The sequence below is a fragment of the Castellaniella sp. genome (assembly GCF_034674885.1).
GTDB lineage: Bacteria > Pseudomonadota > Gammaproteobacteria > Burkholderiales > Burkholderiaceae_B > Castellaniella.
Window position 1 is genome coordinate 36,660 of the sequence record NZ_JAUCDS010000013.1, and the last position, 15,781, is coordinate 52,440.

Genomic DNA, 15,781 nt, shown 5'->3' on the forward strand with positions numbered 1-15,781 from the left:
GAATCAGGCGGATGGAGTGGGTTGCAAGGGATCCAGGCCGAAGGCCCGCAGCATGCGGCAAACTGCAATCAGGGGCAGGCCGATCAGGGCGGTGGGGTCGTCGCTGCGCATGCGGGCCATCAGGGCGATGCCCAGTGCCTCGGCCTTGGCGCTGCCCGCCGTATCATAGGGTTGTTCGGTGCGCAGGTAATGTTCGATCTGGGCGTCGTTCAGGGGCAGGAATTCGCAGTGGGTCGTGATTTCGTCCTGCAGGTGCGATTGGCCGTCGGTGACACAGACCGCCGTGTGGAACAGGACCTCGCGGCCGCTGAAATGCCGCAGCTGCGCGCGGGCGGCCTCGTGGGTGCCCGGTTTGCCGATGGCCCGCCCTTCGCAGGCGGCGACCTGGTCAGAGCCGATCACCAGGGCGCCGGGGTATTCGGCCAGGACCCGGTCGGCCTTTCCCCGTGCCAGCCGCCAGGCCAGGTCGCGGGGGGATTCGCCCGGCAGCGGGCGTTCGTCGATGTCGGGCGAGTGGCATTGGAAGGACAACTGCAGCCGCTGCAGCAATTCGCGCCGGTAGATGGAACTGGAGGCCAGAATAAGGGTCATGAACGAAGCCGTGCAGTGGGAACCGGCAGTGTACTGCGCCCGGCAGGGGTGGGCCGATACGTCAAATTGATTAAATTGCCGTTGCCAAGTAAAATCTAGAGTTTTCCTGGAAGTCAGAATTCATGGTCGTTGATGCCTTGGAGTTCTCGCAGGCAGGCCGGGTGCTGGAAGGCAGCCGGAAAGCCTTTGAGTTCGCGCGTCTTTGCCAGGGTCTTCCGGTGCCTCAGGATGCTGAAATTGCCTGGCGCGTGGCTGGCCGGCAGGATGCCGGCACGGGCCGGATGTGGCTGGATATCCATGCCCAAGGGTCGGTGACGCTGATTTGTCAGCGGTGCCTGGGGCCTTTGGTGCTGTCCGTGCAGGTGGACAATACGGTTGGGCTGGTGAAAAACCAGGCCCAGCTGGATGCCCTGGACGCAATGGAATCCGCCGGAGAAGGCACCGACGTCGAATATCTGATCGCCGATCGGCAGCTGGATGTCCTGGCGCTGATCGAAGACGAATTGATTCTGGCTTTGCCTTACGCCCCCCGGCACGATGTCTGCCCCGGGGCTGCGGATGAATCGGAACACCAGGATGTGACCAAACCTTCGCCCTTTGCCGTTCTCGAACAGCTCAGGAAACACTGAATCATCATTTAACACGCGGGTTCGCGCTTACCTTAAAATAGGCGGCCCCGAACACAGGAGTCATCATGGCTGTCCAGCAGAACAAAAAGAGCCCGTCCAAGCGCGGCATGCATCGCTCGCACGATTTCCTGACGGCTCCGGCCACGGCCATCGAGCCCACCACCGGCGAACAGCACCTGCGCCATCACATCAGCCCCAACGGCGTGTATCGCGGCCGCAAGGTCCTGAAGACCAAGAACGACGAGTAATCCGGCGCCTCGGTTTTCATCGCGCTCAATGCCCGATCACACTCTTACCGTCGCCATCGATTGCATGGGCGGCGATCACGGCCTGCCCGTCACGGTGCCGGCGGCGGTGGCGTTTGCCCAGGCGCATCCCGATACCCGCTGCCTGCTGGTGGGGGACGAATCCCAGATTCGTTCCATGCTGGCGCAGCACGTGGTGACCGCCGGCCAGTTCGACGTCCTGCACGCTTCCGAAGTCGTCACCATGCACGACTCGGTCGAGGTCGCCCTGCGCCGCAAGAAGGACTCGTCCATGCGGGTGGCGGCCCAGGCCGTCAAGGACGGCCGCGCCGATGCCGCTGTCTCGGCCGGCAACACCGGCGCCTGGATGGCCATTTCCCGCTATGTCCTGAAGACGCTGGACGGGATTGACCGGCCCGCCATCGCCACTGCCTTGCCCAACCAGAAAGGCGGGGCCACCACGGTGCTGGACCTGGGCGCCAACGTCGATTGCTCTGCCGAGCACCTGTTGCAGTTCGGCCTGATGGGCGCGGCCCTGGTGTCGGCGGTGGATCGCCAGGCCCAGCCTTCGGTCGGCCTGTTGAACATCGGCGAGGAACTCATCAAGGGCAACGAGGTCGTCAAACAGGCAGCCGAGCTGCTGCGCGCCAGCGGGCTGAACTTCTACGGCAACGTGGAAGGCGACGATATTTTCAAAGGCACGGTCGACGTGGTCGTCTGCGATGGCTTCGTCGGCAATGTCGTCCTGAAATCGGTCGAAGGCCTGGCGCGGATGATCGGCACCATGATGCGCGAGGAATTCCGCCGTTCGCCCTTCACCATGACGGCCGGCCTGGTGGCCACGCCCGTGTTGCGCCGCTTCCGCGATCGGGTGGACAATCGCCGCTACAATGGCGCAGCGCTGCTGGGCTTGCGTGGCATCGTCATCAAAAGCCACGGCTCGGCCGATATCTATGCCTACGGGCAGGCGCTGCAGCGTGCCCGCGAGGCTGTCCTGAACGGCCTGCTCCAGGGCACCATCCAGCGCCTGGATGCCTTGCGCAGCCGCGTGCCTTCGCCCTCGCAGGGCGATGCCGCCCAGGCTGTCTAGTTTCTTTTTCGGAATCGATATGCCTTACGCCAGGATTACCGGAACGGGCGGCTATCTGCCCCCTCGTGTCGTCACCAACGATGATCTGGCTGCCGACCTGGCCACGCGCGGCGTGGAAACGTCCGATGACTGGATCGTCGAACGCACCGGCATCCGCCAACGCCATATCGCCGATCCCGGCACCAAGACCAGCACCCTGGCCACGGCTGCGGCGCGCGCCGCGCTGGAAAACGCCGGCTTGCGGGCCGACGACCTGGATCTGATCATCGTCGCGACGTCCACGCCCGATTTCATCTTCCCCAGCACGGCCTGTGTGGTGCAGGCCAACCTGGGCGTCGGCGGCGCCGCTGCCTTCGACGTGCAGGCCGTGTGCAGCGGCTTCGTCTATGCCATGGCGACCGCCGATGCGATGATTCGCGCCGGCCGCGCCCGCCATGCCCTGGTGATCGGCGCCGAGGTCTTTTCCGGCATCCTCGACTGGAACGATCGGCGCACCTGCGTGCTGTTCGGCGACGGGGCAGGGGCCATGGTGCTCAGCGCCTCGGAAGAACCCGGCATCCTGGCGGCCAAACTCAATGCCGACGGGCGCCAGCAGCACATTTTGTGCGCTGCGGGCAGCGTGACCGGCGGCCAGGTCACTGGCGATCCGTTCCTGCGCATGGACGGTCAGGCCGTATTCAAGCTGGCCGTCAACTCGCTGACGCGCTCGGCGCACGAGGTCTGCGAAGAGGCCGGCATCGAACTGTCGGCGCTGGACTGGATGGTGCCGCACCAGGCCAACGTCCGCATCCTGAATTTCATCAGCCGCAAGCTCGGCCTGCCCGAGGACAAGGTGATCGTGACGCTGGACAAACACGCCAATACGTCGGCGGCCAGCGTCCCCCTGGCATTCGACGTGGCCTGGCGCGACGGACGCATCCGCCCGGGGCAACTGGCCCTGCTGCAGGGCGTCGGCGGCGGCTTTACCTGGGGTTCCGTCCTCGTCAGACTGTAAGGCTCACGCACATGAAGATCGCATTCGTATTTCCAGGCCAAGGTTCGCAGGCCGTGGGCATGATGGACGCCTGGGCGGATCACGCCGGCGTGCAGGCCGTTCTGCAGCAGGGCAATGATGCCCTGGGCGAAGACCTGACGGGCCTGATCGCCCAGGGGCCGGCCGAATCCCTGAATCTGACGACCAATACCCAACCCGCCATGCTGCTGTGTTCCGTCGCCATGTATCGCGCCTGGCAGCAGGCCGGCGGCGCTGCGCCCGCCATCGTGGCCGGGCACAGCCTGGGGGAATACTCCGCGCTGGTGGCGGCCGAGGCGCTGGACCTGGGCGACGCCGTGCGTACCGTCCGGGTGCGTGCCCAGGCCATGCAGTCTGCGGTCCCCGTGGGCGAGGGCGGCATGGCCGCCATCCTGGGGCTGGATGACGACGCCGTGCGCCAGGCCTGTCTTCAGGCATCCGGCGACCAGATCGTCGAGGCCGTGAACTACAACGCGCCAGCCCAGGTCGTGATCGCGGGCCATGCGGCTGCAGTCGAGCGGGCCTGCGAACTGGCCAAGGCGGCCGGCGCCAAGCGCGCCGTCACCCTGCCGGTGTCCGCGCCTTTTCACTCCCGCTTGCTCAAGCCTGCGGCGGATACGCTGGCACAGGCGCTGGCCGACATCGATCTGCGTGCGCCCGCCGTTCCCCTGATCAATAATGTGGATGTGGCCTCGCCGACAGAACCGGCTGCCATCCGCGACGCGCTGGTGCGTCAGGCCTGGCATCCGGTGCGCTGGGTGGAGACGATCCAGGCGATGAAGCGCGACGGCGTCACCCATCTGGTCGAGTGCGGTCCGGGCAAGGTCCTGACCGGCCTGGTCAAGCGCATCGACCGCGATCTGACAACCTTCAACATTACCGATCCGGCGTCGCTGCAACAGACGCTGGACGCCTTGAGAGGCTGATATGGCAGAACCCATTCTGACGGGCAAGATCGCCCTGGTCACCGGCGCATCGCGCGGCATTGGCCGCGCTGTGGCCCTGGAACTGGCCGCCGCCGGTGCAACAGTCGTGGGCACCGCGACCTCGCAGGCGGGCGCGGACGGCATCACCGAAGCCCTGGCTCCCCAGGGCGGGCGTGGCACGGTCCTGAATGTCGATGATGCTGCGAGCTGCGATGCGCTGCTGGCAGAACTGGCAGGGCAGGGCGGCCCCCACATCCTGGTCAACAATGCCGGCATCACCCGCGACGGGCTGATCCTGCGCATGAAGGACGAAGACTGGGCCGCCGTGCTGAACACCAACCTGTCGGCCGTGTTCCGGTTGTCGCGCGGTGTCGCCAAGACCATGATGAAGGCCCGCTGGGGCCGCATCGTCAACATCACCTCGGTGGTGGGCTACAGCGGCAACCCGGGGCAGGCGAACTACGCGGCGGCCAAGGCCGGCGTGGCAGGCATGTCGCGCGCCCTGGCCCAGGAACTCGGCAGCCGCGGCATCACGGTCAATTGCGTGGCGCCCGGCTTTATCGATACGGACATGACACGCGCGCTCAACGACACGCAAACGGCAGCGATCCTGCAGCAGATTCCCCTGGGGCGTTTGGGCTCTGCGGCAGAAATCGCGCATGCAGTCGCCTACCTGGCCAGCCCCCAGGCGGGCTATGTAACAGGCACGACCTTGCACGTCAATGGTGGTATGTACATGTAGGGTAAAGAGAACGGACGACACCCGTCTAAGGTAAAATCCGTTCAAACTCAGTAGGCAGATCTCGGTGCTTCAATCGTCCAGCGTATAGTCGTCTGGTCCCGAGCTGCTTTTTTTTGACTAAGACCCGCAGCCCAGCTGTCCTCGTTTGGCTATAATTCGCGGGATTTTTCCTAACTGGAGATATGCATGGAAAGCATCGAACAGCGCGTCAAGAAGATCGTCGCTGAGCAACTTGGCGTCAACGAAGCCGAGATCAAAAACGAATCTTCCTTCCTTGACGACCTCGGTGCCGATTCGCTCGATATGGTCGAGCTCGTGATGGCGCTCGAAGACGAATTCGAAACGGAAATCCCCGACGAGGAAGCCGAGAAAATCACGACGGTGCAGCAGGCGGTCGATTACATCACCTCGCATAGCAAACAGTAATCTCATTTCGACCCGACGCAGGCGTAGTCCGCCGCGTCCGGGCCATGGCAGTTCGTGACGGGTGATCATCGGGCAGGCAGGTCTGCGTGTCCGACCTGATGATCTGCCATGAACTGCCTTTTTCTTTTCAGGAGCCGTATGTGAAACGACGAGTCGTCATAACCGGATTGGGCATCGTGTCGCCTGTGGGAAATGATGTCGATACCGCCTGGGACAACCTCATCCATGGCCGCTCCGGGATCGGGCGGGTGACGCGATTCGACGCCTCGGTGCTCAACAGCCAGATTGCGGGCGAAGTCAAAGGCTTTCAGGTCACCGACTACATGAGCGCCAAGGAAGCCAAACAGATGGATACCTTCATCCATTATGGCGTGGCGGCCGGCATACAGGCCTGGCGCGATTCCGGCCTGGAAATCACGGGTGAAAACGCAGACCGCATCGGCACCATCATCGGTTCGGGCATCGGCGGCCTGCCGCGCATCGAGGAAATGCAGACCGAATACCTGCAGCGCGGCGCTCGACGGATCTCGCCGTTCTTCGTACCGGCTTCCCTGATCAATCTGATTTCGGGCCAGTTGTCCATCATGCTGGGCCTCAAGGGCCCCAGCTATGCGGTGGTCTCGGCCTGCACCACTGGCCTGCACTCCATCGGCGACGCAGCCCGCCTGATCGAATACGGCGATGCCGACGTGATGGTCGCGGGCGGCGCCGAAAGCTCCGTCTCCCCGCTGGGCATGGGGGGGTTTGCCGCCATGCGCGCCTTGTCCACGCGCAACGACGATCCCGCCACGGCTTCGCGCCCCTGGGACCGCGACCGCGACGGCTTCGTCCTGGGCGAAGGCGCCGGGGTGCTGGTGCTGGAAGAATACGAACACGCCAAACGTCGCGGCGCTCGCATCTATGGCGAGTTCCTGGGTTTCGGCATGAGTTCCGACGCACATCACATCACCAGCCCCGACCAGGACGGTCCGCGCCGGGGCATTCTGCACGCCTTGCGCAACAGCGGCGTGAACGCGGACGAGATCAGCTACGTCAATGCGCACGGCACATCCACCCCGCTGGGTGACAAAAACGAAACCGAGGCCCTGAAGCTGGCGTTCGGGGATCATGCTCGCAAACTGGTCGTCAATTCCACCAAGTCCATGACGGGCCACTTGCTGGGGGCCGCCGGCGGGATCGAAGCCGTCTTCACGACGTTGGCGGTGTATCGCCAGATCTCGCCCCCGACCATCAATCTGTTCAACCAGGACCCGGAATGCGACCTGGATTACTGTGCCAACCAGGCTCGCGATCTGAAGATCGACGTCGCCTTGTCCAATTCCTTCGGGTTTGGCGGCACCAACGGCTCCATGATCGTGAGGCGGTTCTGACCTTCGTCGGAGACTCCGCATGAGCGAGCGCGAGGTCGACCTCGCGCTGGTCGAACGCGTGCGGCGCGGCGAACGGCACGCCTTCGACCTGCTGGTGATCAAATACCAGCGCAAGATCATGCGCCTGCTGTCGCGCATGATCCACGATCCCGCCGACGTCGAGGACGTCGCCCAGGAAGCCTTCATCAAGGCCTATCGCGCCTTGCCGCAGTTCCGGGGCGACAGCGCCTTCTATACCTGGTTGTATCGCATCGCCATCAATACGGCCCGCAACTGGCAGGCGGCCAATTTTCGACGGCCGACCACGGTTTCCGTACTGGAAAACGATGACGGTGAAACTTTTGACCAGATCGATGGCCTAAGTGATCAGAGCACGCCCGAATCGATGATGGCCAGTCGCCAGATCGCCCAGACCGTCAACGAAGCGATCGAGGCTCTGCCCGAAGACTTGCGGACGGCAATCGTGTTGCGAGAGATCGAGGGGATGAGTTATGAAGATATTGCCAGCACCATGCAGTGTCCGATCGGGACGGTCCGATCCCGGATCTTCCGGGCGCGGGAAGCCATTGCCAGCCGCTTGCGGCCGGTCATGGAACAAGACCCGGCACGCCGCTGGTAAGGAGCCCTCATGAATATCAAGCATGAACCGTCCGTCGTGGACCATGATTGGGAAGCGTCGGTTTCGTCCTGGGTGGATGGCGAAGCCGATCTGCGGGCCGAAGAACTCGACAGCCCCTATGGCCGACAGGTCTGGGATACTTATCACCTGATCGGCGACGTCATGCGCAGCCAGGATCTGGCCATTCAGCCGTCCGAACGCTTCTATGCGCGGGTGTCGGCCGCCGTGGCCGCCGAGCCGGCCATCGTCGCGCCGGCGCCGCTGGCACGCCATCGTGCCTGGCGTTTCGGACTGTCCAGCCTGGCGGTGGCGGCAGCGGTGGCGTCGGTGGTCTGGATGGCCAAACCTTTTCTGTCCGGGCCGGATGCGGCGCCGGCCAGCACGCCGGTCCTGGCCCAGGCCGCCGAACCTGAAACCAACGACCCCAGCCTGGCCGATTACATGGCGGCGCACCAGGACATGGCCGGCGCAGGCCCGGTGCGCCAGGTTTCCTATGACGGCATGGGGTCCCACTGATGGTGACGTGGCAGGGTAGTTCCGCCCGATGGGCCTGCGGCCTGCTGGCGGGGCTGGTGCTGTGTGCAGGTGCCCAGGCGGCTCCTTCTGCTCCAAAGCCCGGCAGCGATGCCCTGGCGTTTTTACAGCAGGTTCAGCAGGCTGCCCGGGCGCTGGATTACTCCGGTATCTACGTCTATCAGCAGGGGCACATCCTGCAGGCATCCCGGCTGGTGCATCTGGTCGACGGCACGGGCGAGCGAGAGCGCCTGGAAGTGCTGGACGGCGCCCCGCGCGAATGCCTGCGCCAGAACGGCGTCGAACAGTGCCTGCGACCGGATCACAAGCTCGTGATCGTCCAGCCCGCGCGCAGCGACCACTTCCCGGGCCTGTTGCTGGGCAATGCCCAGGCCATCGCCACGCATTATGACTGGCGCGCCTCGTCCCGCATCTACCGGATCGCGGGGCGGGAATGCGCGATGTCCGAGCTCAAGGCGCGCGACCATCTGCGCTACAGCTACCGCATCTGCACCGATGCCAAGACGCACCTGTTGCTGAAATCCCAGACGCTGGATCCTGCGGGCCACCTGGTGGATCAGGTGGCGTTCAGCAGCATCCGCATGGGCTCCGATGTGCAGCCGGCGGCCCTGAGCTCTCATTGGGACACCCGCGACTGGCAGCTGGTGACGGAATCCAGCGCGCCCACGGACCTGCAGGCCCAGGGCTGGCGTTTCACGCTGCCGCCCGGTTTCCAGCCTGTGGCCGAATTATCGCGTCAGATCGGGCCGGATCACGCCGTGAACCAGCTGGTGGTTTCCGACGGTCTGGCCGCCATTTCGGTTTTCATTGAAACCTTTGACCCGAAACGTGATCAAAACATCAGACAGGGAGACCTGCGGCAAGGAGCAGTCAATATCTATCGGATGCGTCTGGCGTCCTTTTGGTTGACTGCCGTTGGCGAAGCACCCGCCCAGACGGTTCGTGATCTGGCCCGTGCCGTGCAATACGTGCCGCAAGCTGCCCGCTAACTCATTCTTCCAAGGAGAACTCCATGGCTTTCAATTTGCCCCGAGCATTGGGTGTAAAGCGAGCGTTTGCGGGCGCTGCCGCCGGCCTGCTGCTGATCTCGGCAGCACCGATGGGCGCCGCCCAGGCTGAATCCGCTGTATCGGCGACCGCCGCGCTGCCGGATTTCACACAGGTCGTTTCCGAGACCGAAGGTTCCGTCGTCAATATCCGCACGACCGAGGCCGTGCCGGTGCGCCGCTCGCCCACGGGGCCCGGCGGCGGGGATCCCTCCGATCTGTTCCGCTGGTTCTTCGGACCGGATTTCATGCCGCCGGGATACGGGCCGCAGCAGCAACAGCGGCCGCATGCCCAGCCCAATCAGCCCACGCCCAAGGAACGCACCGTGCCGCGTGGCATCGGGTCGGGCTTCATCCTGTCCAGCGATGGCTATGTCCTGACGAACAACCATGTCGTGGATAATTCCAACGGCATCTTCGTCACCATGACCAACGGCAAGGAATACAAGGCCAAGGTCATCGGCACCGACGCGCGCACGGATATCGCCTTGCTGAAGATCGATGCCACCGGCCTCACGCCCCTGGCGATCGGGGATTCCGACAAGCTGAAGAAAGGCCAATGGGTGCTGGCCATCGGTTCGCCGTTCGGGCTGGACTCCACCGTGACGGCCGGCATTGTCAGCGCCATCAATCGGGATACCGGCGATTATCTGCCCTTCATCCAGACCGACGTGGCAGTCAACCCCGGCAACTCGGGCGGCCCGCTGATCAATCTGCAGGGCCAGGTGGTGGGTATCAATTCCCAGATCATCTCGCGCAGCGGCGGTTTCATGGGGATTTCCCTGGCCATCCCGATCGATGAAGTGATGCGGGTGGTGGACCAGCTCAAGGCGCACGGCAAGGTCACGCGCGGTCGCATCGGCGTGCAGATCACGGAAGTCCAGGATGACGTCGCCAAGGCCCTGGGGCTGGGCACGTCGCAGGGCGCCCTGGTCAGCAGCGTCGAAGCCGATGGCCCGGCCGCCAAGGCGGGCGTGCATGCCGGTGACGTGATCACGGCCTTCAATGGCCAGACCATCAAGCACATGACGGATCTGCCGCGCCTGGTCGGGTCGACCCAGCCTGGCACCGAGGCCACGATCCAGGTCTGGCGCAAGGGCAAGTCGCTGGAACTGAAGACCAAGGTCGCGGAACTGGACCAGAAGGCAGCCGCCTCGTCCAATCCCGAGGCCCCCGCCAAGGACGGCGCCGATCGCCTGGGCCTGAGCGTCAAGCCCCTGCCGGCGGATTCGGGCCTGGACCAGGGCGTGGTGGTCAGCCGCTCCGAAGGCGCGGCGGCGGATGTGGGCATCGAGGAAGGCGACATCATCCTGCGGGTGAACAATACCGACATCACCAGCCCGGCGCAGTACGAAAAGGTCGTCAAAGGCCTGGATAAATCCAATCCGGTGGTGCTGCTGGTCAGCCGGGATCAGCAATCCCAGTGGGTGATCATCAAGCTGCAATGATCCGCTAGGGATTCCCCGGCGGGAAAAAGCTAAAATACGGCCTGTACCGAAGGGGGCGCCTTGCGGCGCCCTCTTTTTTGACGGCATGCCGGTCTGCCTTCCCCATCCTTTTCCGACTTTCCCGAGTTTCGCACGCAGTCTATGGATCATATTCGCAACTTCTCCATCATCGCGCACATCGATCATGGCAAATCGACCTTGGCCGACCGCCTGATCCAGCGCTGCGGCGGTCTCCAGGACCGCGAGATGGCGGCGCAGGTGCTGGATTCCATGGATATCGAGCGCGAGCGCGGCATCACCATCAAGGCGCAGACGGCGGCGTTGAGCTACACCGCTGCAGACGGCCGCGTCTATGCCCTGAACCTGATCGACACTCCGGGCCACGTGGACTTTTCCTACGAGGTCAGCCGATCGCTGTCGGCCTGCGAAGGCGCCCTGCTGGTGGTCGACTCCACCCAGGGGGTCGAGGCCCAGACCGTGGCCAACTGCTATACCGCCATCGAACTGGGCGTCGAAGTCCTGCCGGTCCTGAACAAGATGGACCTGCCGTCCGCCGATCCGGACGCCGCCGCCGCTGAAATCGAGGACGTCATCGGCATCGATGCCACCGATGCCATCCAGGCCAGCGCCAAGACCGGCCTGGGCATCGACGAGATCCTGGAAGCCGTCGTGGCGCGGGTGCCGCCGCCCAAGGGCAATCCCGGCGCCGCCCTGCAGGCCCTGATCATCGACTCCTGGTTCGACAATTACGTGGGTGTGGTGATGCTGGTGCGCATCGTCAACGGCGTGCTGCGTCCGAAAGACAAGATCCTGCTGATGGCCACCGGCGCCACCCACCTGTGCGAACAGCTGGGGGTGTTCACGCCCAAATCCCAGCCCCGGGACTCCCTGTCGGCCGGCGAGGTCGGTTTCATCATCGCCGGCATCAAGGAACTCGAGCACGCCAAGGTCGGTGACACCATCACGCTGGCGGGCAAGCCTGCCACCGGTCCGCTGCCTGGCTTCAAGGAAGTCAAACCCCAGGTGTTCGCCGGCGTCTATCCGGTCGAATCCAGCGAGTACGACCAGTTGCGCGATTCCCTGGAAAAGCTCAAGCTCAACGACTCGTCCCTGATGTTCGAACCCGAGGTTTCCCAGGCACTGGGCTTTGGTTTTCGCTGCGGCTTCCTGGGCCTGCTGCACATGGATATCGTGCAGGAACGCCTGGAACGCGAATTCGACATGGACATCATCACCACCGCGCCGTCGGTGGTGTACGAAGTCCTGCATCGCGATGGCACGCTGATGATGGTGGACAGCCCGGCCCGCATGCCGGAAGTCGGCAACATCCAGGAAATCCGTGAACCCATCATGACGGTGACGCTGTTCATGCCGCAGGAATACGTGGGTCCGGTGATGTCGCTGTGCACGGCCAAACGCGGCGTCCAGCTGAACATGAGCTATCACGGCCGCCAGGTGCACCTCAGCTATGAAATTCCACTGGCGGAAATCGTCCTGGATTTCTTCGATCGCCTGAAATCCGTGTCGCGTGGCTATGCGTCCATGGATTACGAATTCAAGGAATACCGGATGGCCGATGTGGTGCGCGTCGACCTGCTGATCAACGGCGACCGGGTCGACGCCCTGTCGATGATCGTGCACCGCGCCAATGCGCGGCACCGGGGCCGGGATGTCGTGACGCGCATGCGTGGCCTGATTCCCCGCCAGATGTTCGACATCGCCATCCAGGCGGCCATCGGGGCAGAGGTCGTCGCCCGAGAGAACGTCAAGGCGCTGCGCAAGAACGTACTGGCCAAATGCTATGGCGGCGACATCTCGCGTAAGAAAAAACTGCTGGAAAAGCAGAAAGCTGGCAAAAAACGCATGAAGCAGGTCGGGAACGTGGAAATCCCGCAGGAAGCCTTCCTGGCCGTCCTGCAGGTCGAGGACAAGTAAGGATCGCCGATGAGCTGGGATTTTGCATTGCTGCTGTTTGTCGCCCTGGTCGTGACCGGTCTGGTCTGGCTGCTCGATCGAGTCCGTTTGCGTGGCCGGCGCCGCGCTCGCGCCGAGGCCGCCGCCCAGGCCTGCCGCAACAATGCCGCCGGCCTGGATCCGACCGCCCTGCAGGCCGAATGCCAGCAGATCTACGACCGCGCCATCCAGGCGCCCTGGTGGATCGAATACTGTGTCAGTTTCTTTCCGGTGATCCTGTTCGTGTTCGTGCTGCGGTCCTTTGTGGTCGAGCCATTTCGCATTCCGTCCGGTTCCATGCTGCCGACGCTGGAAAACGGCGATCTGATCCTGGTGAACAAATTCCAGTACGGCATTCGCCTGCCGGTCATCGACCGCAAGATCATCGACATCGGCACGCCCAACCGGGGCGATGTGGTGGTGTTCCGCTACCCGGTGGATCCGTCCGTGGACTACATCAAGCGTGTGGTCGGGGTGCCGGGCGACGTCATCGAATACCGTGACAAGACCTTGTTCATCAATGGCAAACAGGTGCCCCGTGAACGCGACGGGGATTATTTCGAGCCTGATCGCGCGGTATACGTGGGCCAGTACCACGAGCAGCTGGGACAGGTTTCGCACCGTATCCTGCTGAACGTCCAGGCGCCCCAGGATTTCATGCCGATCACGCGGTTCCCGGACTACAAGGCCTGCGCCTATCAGGATGGCGGGGTGCGCTGCACGGTGCCGGCCGGCCATTACTTCATGATGGGCGACAACCGCGACAACAGTCTGGACAGCCGCTATTGGGGCTTCGTTCCAGACCGCAACATCGTCGGGCGGGCATTTTTCGTCTGGATGAATTTCAGTTCGCCCAGCCGGATCGGCGGGTTTCACTGATGGCCGGGCTCGACACGCTGCAGGCGGCGCTGGATTACCGCTATCGGGACCAGGCCCTGCTGGAGCAGGCCCTGACGCACCGCAGCCATGGCATGCCGCACAACGAACGCCTGGAATTCCTGGGGGATTCGGTGCTGAATTTCGTCGTTTCTGCGCTGCTGTTCACCGAGCATGCGGAAATGGACGAGGGCGATCTGTCGCGTGTGCGGGCCAATCTGGTCAAACAATCGGCCCTGGCCGACATTGCGCAGAAACTGTCGCTGTCCAGCTACCTGCGGCTGGGCGAGGGCGAACTGAAAAGCGGCGGCTTCCGGCGCCCATCCATTCTGGCCGATGCCCTGGAAGCCATTTTCGGCGCCTTGCTGCTGGACGGTGGCTACGATCAGGTCAGCCGGGTCATCGAACAACTGTACCGCCCCATTCTGGCGCACATCGACGTGCGCACCTTCGGCAAGGACCCCAAAACCCTGCTGCAGGAGATCATGCAGGGTCGCGGGCTGGATCTGCCCCACTACGAGGTCGTCTCCACCCGGGGGGCGGCCCATAATCAGACCTTCGACGTGGTGTGCTCGGTCGCGCAGCTCGACATCCAGGTCCAGGCCTCGGGCAGCAGCCGCCGGGCGGCCGAACAGACTGCCGCTGGGCAGGTCATCGCCGCCGTGCAGGCATTGGGGCCGGCGCGCCGCCCGGGGCGGCGCCATCGCAAGTCCGCCCAATTATCCTTGCCGGTGGCGGTTTCCCAGGAAAAGACATGACTGATGATTCCCTGAAGGCATCCCCCGATGCGGGGGCGGGCGACGAAAAACCCGCCAGCCGCTGCGGCTTCGTTGCCTTGGTGGGGCGACCCAATGTCGGCAAGTCGACGCTGGGCAACGCCCTGATCGGCGCCAAACTATCCATCGTCTCACGCAAGGCGCAGACTACCCGCCACCGGATTCACGGGGTGCTGACCCAGGGGGCCGACCAGTTCGTCTTCGTCGATACCCCCGGCTTCCAGACCCGCCACGGCGGGGCCATGAACCGCATGATGAACCGGGTCGTCACTCAGGCACTGGCCGAGGTCGACGTGGTGGTGCAGGTTGTCGAGGCCGGCAAGTGGTCGGCGGGCGATGCGGCCGTGGTGCCGCTGCTGCCGCGCCAGCGACCGGTGATCCTGGCCGTCAACAAGATCGACGCCCTGAAAGACAAGAACGCCTTGTTCGCCTACGTGACGCGCCTGACCCAGGAATTTCCGTATGCGGCGGTGGTGCCCGTCAGCGCCGCCCGGTCCGTACAGCTGGATGTGCTGGTGCGTGAAATTGCCCAGTATCTGCCCGAAGGCGAACACCTGTTCGAAGCCGACACCTTCACCGATCGCCCGGTCCGCTTCCTGGCGGCCGAACTGATACGGGAAAAGATTTTCCGCCTGGTGGGCGACGAGCTGCCTTACGGCTGCACCGTCGTGATCGAGCAATGGGAAGAGGACGACAGCGGGGTACGCATCGCCGCCTGCGTCGTCATCGAGCGCGACGGCCATCGGCCGATCCTGCTGGGGGCGGGGGGGCAGCACATGAAGCGCATCGCCACCGAGGCCCGCCAGGACATGGTGAAACTGCTCGACAAGCCGGTGTTCCTCGATGTCTACGTCAAGACCCGCAAGGGTTGGTCCGGGCGCGAGGCCACCCTGCGGGAACTGGGATATGACTAGACGAGGCTTGCGCATCCAGGATGCGCAAGGCTATGTGCTGCATGCCAGCCCATGGCGCGAAACCTCGCTGATCGTCCAGTGTTTCACGCGCGACCACGGCTGTGTAGCTGTTGTGGCCAAGGGCGCCAAGCGCCCATATTCCGCACTGCGGCCGGTGCTGGTCGCGTTTCAGCCGTTGTGGCTGTCATGGTCGGGATCGGCCGAAGTCCATACCCTGGTGCGAGCGGAATCTGGCCCGGTGCGTCTGCTGAATGGCCGGGCCATGATGTCGGCCTGGTATCTGAACGAACTGATCCTGCGCTTGCTGGCCCGCGAAGATCCGCATCCCGGCGTCTATGACGCCTATGAAACTGCGCTGGAAGCCTTGGCCGATACCCAGGCCCGTTCTCATGCTGCCGCCTTGCGGCGGTTCGAATGGCTGCTGCTGGAACAGGCCGGCTATGGCGTGGACGAACCCATGCCCGATTTTGCTGATGTGGTTGCCGAACCGGTCTTGCGCCAGGCTTTGCGGGAGCGGCTGGATCTGCTGCTGGATGCGCCTTTGCGCACGCGCCAGGTATTGATGGACCTGCAGCGTTACTGAG

18 protein-coding genes are annotated in these 15,781 nt (G+C 64.0%); 17 read left to right on the top strand and 1 reads right to left on the bottom strand.

The window, feature by feature from the left end; all coding sequences use genetic code 11:
• Nucleotides 1–3 precede the first annotated feature (3 nt).
• Nucleotides 4–591 carry a Maf family nucleotide pyrophosphatase gene (locus VDP74_RS09025; RefSeq protein WP_322999300.1) on the bottom strand — a complete coding sequence of 196 codons (588 nt, stop codon included), beginning with the start codon at nucleotides 589–591 and terminating at the stop codon, nucleotides 4–6.
• Between the two features lie 122 nt (nucleotides 592–713).
• Between VDP74_RS09025 and VDP74_RS09030 the strand changes: the two genes are divergently transcribed.
• The 17 genes from VDP74_RS09030 (at nucleotide 714) to recO (ending at nucleotide 15,780) form a co-directional block, all read left to right on the top strand.
• Nucleotides 714–1,220, top strand: coding sequence for a YceD family protein (locus tag VDP74_RS09030; protein ID WP_322999301.1), 507 nt, complete (start codon nucleotides 714–716; stop codon nucleotides 1,218–1,220).
• Nucleotides 1,221–1,285: 65 nt separating this feature from the next.
• On the top strand, nucleotides 1,286–1,468 hold the full coding sequence (rpmF, locus tag VDP74_RS09035; RefSeq protein WP_298013908.1) for a 50S ribosomal protein L32: 183 nt from the start codon (nucleotides 1,286–1,288) through the stop codon (nucleotides 1,466–1,468).
• A 28-nt stretch (nucleotides 1,469–1,496) separates the two neighbouring features.
• A complete protein-coding gene (plsX, locus tag VDP74_RS09040; RefSeq protein ID WP_322999302.1) occupies nucleotides 1,497–2,555 on the top strand; it encodes a phosphate acyltransferase PlsX in 1,059 nt (352 codons plus the stop codon).
• Between the two features lie 19 nt (nucleotides 2,556–2,574).
• Complete coding sequence (locus tag VDP74_RS09045; protein WP_322999303.1) at nucleotides 2,575–3,549, top strand: beta-ketoacyl-ACP synthase III; 975 nt, start codon at nucleotides 2,575–2,577, stop codon at nucleotides 3,547–3,549.
• A gap of 11 nt (nucleotides 3,550–3,560) precedes the next feature.
• The gene (gene fabD / locus VDP74_RS09050; protein ID WP_322999304.1) at nucleotides 3,561–4,493 is read left to right on the top strand and encodes an ACP S-malonyltransferase; all 933 of its coding nucleotides are present in this window, start codon (nucleotides 3,561–3,563) and stop codon (nucleotides 4,491–4,493) included.
• Between the two features lies 1 nt (nucleotide 4,494).
• A complete protein-coding gene (fabG, locus tag VDP74_RS09055; protein ID WP_322999305.1) occupies nucleotides 4,495–5,235 on the top strand; it encodes a 3-oxoacyl-ACP reductase FabG in 741 nt (246 codons plus the stop codon).
• A gap of 186 nt (nucleotides 5,236–5,421) precedes the next feature.
• Nucleotides 5,422–5,661: an acyl carrier protein gene (gene acpP, locus VDP74_RS09060; RefSeq protein ID WP_043680887.1), complete on the top strand. Its 240-nt coding sequence runs from the start codon at nucleotides 5,422–5,424 to the stop codon at nucleotides 5,659–5,661.
• 140 nt (nucleotides 5,662–5,801) lie between these two features.
• Nucleotides 5,802–7,031: a beta-ketoacyl-ACP synthase II gene (gene fabF, locus VDP74_RS09065; protein WP_322999306.1), complete on the top strand. Its 1,230-nt coding sequence runs from the start codon at nucleotides 5,802–5,804 to the stop codon at nucleotides 7,029–7,031.
• Nucleotides 7,032–7,050: 19 nt separating this feature from the next.
• Complete coding sequence (gene rpoE / locus VDP74_RS09070; protein ID WP_322999307.1) at nucleotides 7,051–7,650, top strand: RNA polymerase sigma factor RpoE; 600 nt, start codon at nucleotides 7,051–7,053, stop codon at nucleotides 7,648–7,650.
• A gap of 9 nt (nucleotides 7,651–7,659) precedes the next feature.
• Nucleotides 7,660–8,166, top strand: coding sequence for a sigma-E factor negative regulatory protein (locus VDP74_RS09075; RefSeq protein ID WP_322999308.1), 507 nt, complete (start codon nucleotides 7,660–7,662; stop codon nucleotides 8,164–8,166).
• Nucleotides 8,166–9,173, top strand: a complete 1,008-nt coding sequence (locus VDP74_RS09080) for a MucB/RseB C-terminal domain-containing protein (protein ID WP_322999309.1) — start codon at nucleotides 8,166–8,168, stop codon at nucleotides 9,171–9,173. The genes VDP74_RS09075 and VDP74_RS09080 overlap by 1 nt, the downstream gene beginning before the upstream one ends.
• A 23-nt stretch (nucleotides 9,174–9,196) precedes the next feature.
• Complete coding sequence (locus VDP74_RS09085) at nucleotides 9,197–10,678, top strand: DegQ family serine endoprotease (protein WP_322999310.1); 1,482 nt, start codon at nucleotides 9,197–9,199, stop codon at nucleotides 10,676–10,678.
• A gap of 141 nt (nucleotides 10,679–10,819) precedes the next feature.
• The gene (lepA, locus tag VDP74_RS09090) at nucleotides 10,820–12,613 is read left to right on the top strand and encodes a translation elongation factor 4 (protein WP_322999311.1); all 1,794 of its coding nucleotides are present in this window, start codon (nucleotides 10,820–10,822) and stop codon (nucleotides 12,611–12,613) included.
• A gap of 9 nt (nucleotides 12,614–12,622) precedes the next feature.
• The gene (gene lepB, locus VDP74_RS09095; RefSeq protein WP_322999312.1) at nucleotides 12,623–13,510 is read left to right on the top strand and encodes a signal peptidase I; all 888 of its coding nucleotides are present in this window, start codon (nucleotides 12,623–12,625) and stop codon (nucleotides 13,508–13,510) included.
• Nucleotides 13,510–14,265 (top strand): ribonuclease III, encoded by a 756-nt coding sequence (gene rnc, locus VDP74_RS09100; RefSeq protein ID WP_322999313.1) that lies wholly within the window; start codon nucleotides 13,510–13,512, stop codon nucleotides 14,263–14,265. The genes lepB and rnc overlap by 1 nt, the downstream gene beginning before the upstream one ends.
• The gene (gene era, locus VDP74_RS09105) at nucleotides 14,262–15,197 is read left to right on the top strand and encodes a GTPase Era (RefSeq protein ID WP_322999314.1); all 936 of its coding nucleotides are present in this window, start codon (nucleotides 14,262–14,264) and stop codon (nucleotides 15,195–15,197) included. Before rnc ends, era begins: the two co-directional genes overlap by 4 nt.
• Nucleotides 15,190–15,780, top strand: a complete 591-nt coding sequence (gene recO, locus VDP74_RS09110; protein WP_322999315.1) for a DNA repair protein RecO — start codon at nucleotides 15,190–15,192, stop codon at nucleotides 15,778–15,780. The genes era and recO overlap by 8 nt, the downstream gene beginning before the upstream one ends.
• Nucleotide 15,781 lies beyond the last annotated feature (1 nt).

What these genes read in the sequence shown, in the direction of transcription:
- VDP74_RS09075 (WP_322999308.1), top strand. Translation starts at nt 7,660, where the DNA reads ATGAATATCAAGCATGAACCGTCCGTCGTGGACCATGATTGGGAAGCG.
- VDP74_RS09045 (WP_322999303.1), top strand. Translation starts at nt 2,575, where the DNA reads ATGCCTTACGCCAGGATTACCGGAACGGGCGGCTATCTGCCCCCTCGT.
- acpP (WP_043680887.1), top strand. Translation starts at nt 5,422, where the DNA reads ATGGAAAGCATCGAACAGCGCGTCAAGAAGATCGTCGCTGAGCAACTT.
- fabD (WP_322999304.1), top strand. Translation starts at nt 3,561, where the DNA reads ATGAAGATCGCATTCGTATTTCCAGGCCAAGGTTCGCAGGCCGTGGGC.
- rpoE (WP_322999307.1), top strand. Translation starts at nt 7,051, where the DNA reads ATGAGCGAGCGCGAGGTCGACCTCGCGCTGGTCGAACGCGTGCGGCGC.
- lepB (WP_322999312.1), top strand. Translation starts at nt 12,623, where the DNA reads ATGAGCTGGGATTTTGCATTGCTGCTGTTTGTCGCCCTGGTCGTGACC.
- lepA (WP_322999311.1), top strand. Translation starts at nt 10,820, where the DNA reads ATGGATCATATTCGCAACTTCTCCATCATCGCGCACATCGATCATGGC.
- VDP74_RS09030 (WP_322999301.1), top strand. Translation starts at nt 714, where the DNA reads ATGGTCGTTGATGCCTTGGAGTTCTCGCAGGCAGGCCGGGTGCTGGAA.
- VDP74_RS09025 (WP_322999300.1), bottom strand. Translation starts at nt 591, where the DNA reads ATGACCCTTATTCTGGCCTCCAGTTCCATCTACCGGCGCGAATTGCTG.
- rnc (WP_322999313.1), top strand. Translation starts at nt 13,510, where the DNA reads ATGGCCGGGCTCGACACGCTGCAGGCGGCGCTGGATTACCGCTATCGG.
- era (WP_322999314.1), top strand. Translation starts at nt 14,262, where the DNA reads ATGACTGATGATTCCCTGAAGGCATCCCCCGATGCGGGGGCGGGCGAC.
- recO (WP_322999315.1), top strand. Translation starts at nt 15,190, where the DNA reads ATGACTAGACGAGGCTTGCGCATCCAGGATGCGCAAGGCTATGTGCTG.
- VDP74_RS09085 (WP_322999310.1), top strand. Translation starts at nt 9,197, where the DNA reads ATGGCTTTCAATTTGCCCCGAGCATTGGGTGTAAAGCGAGCGTTTGCG.
- rpmF (WP_298013908.1), top strand. Translation starts at nt 1,286, where the DNA reads ATGGCTGTCCAGCAGAACAAAAAGAGCCCGTCCAAGCGCGGCATGCAT.
- fabG (WP_322999305.1), top strand. Translation starts at nt 4,495, where the DNA reads ATGGCAGAACCCATTCTGACGGGCAAGATCGCCCTGGTCACCGGCGCA.
- plsX (WP_322999302.1), top strand. Translation starts at nt 1,497, where the DNA reads ATGCCCGATCACACTCTTACCGTCGCCATCGATTGCATGGGCGGCGAT.
- VDP74_RS09080 (WP_322999309.1), top strand. Translation starts at nt 8,166, where the DNA reads ATGGTGACGTGGCAGGGTAGTTCCGCCCGATGGGCCTGCGGCCTGCTG.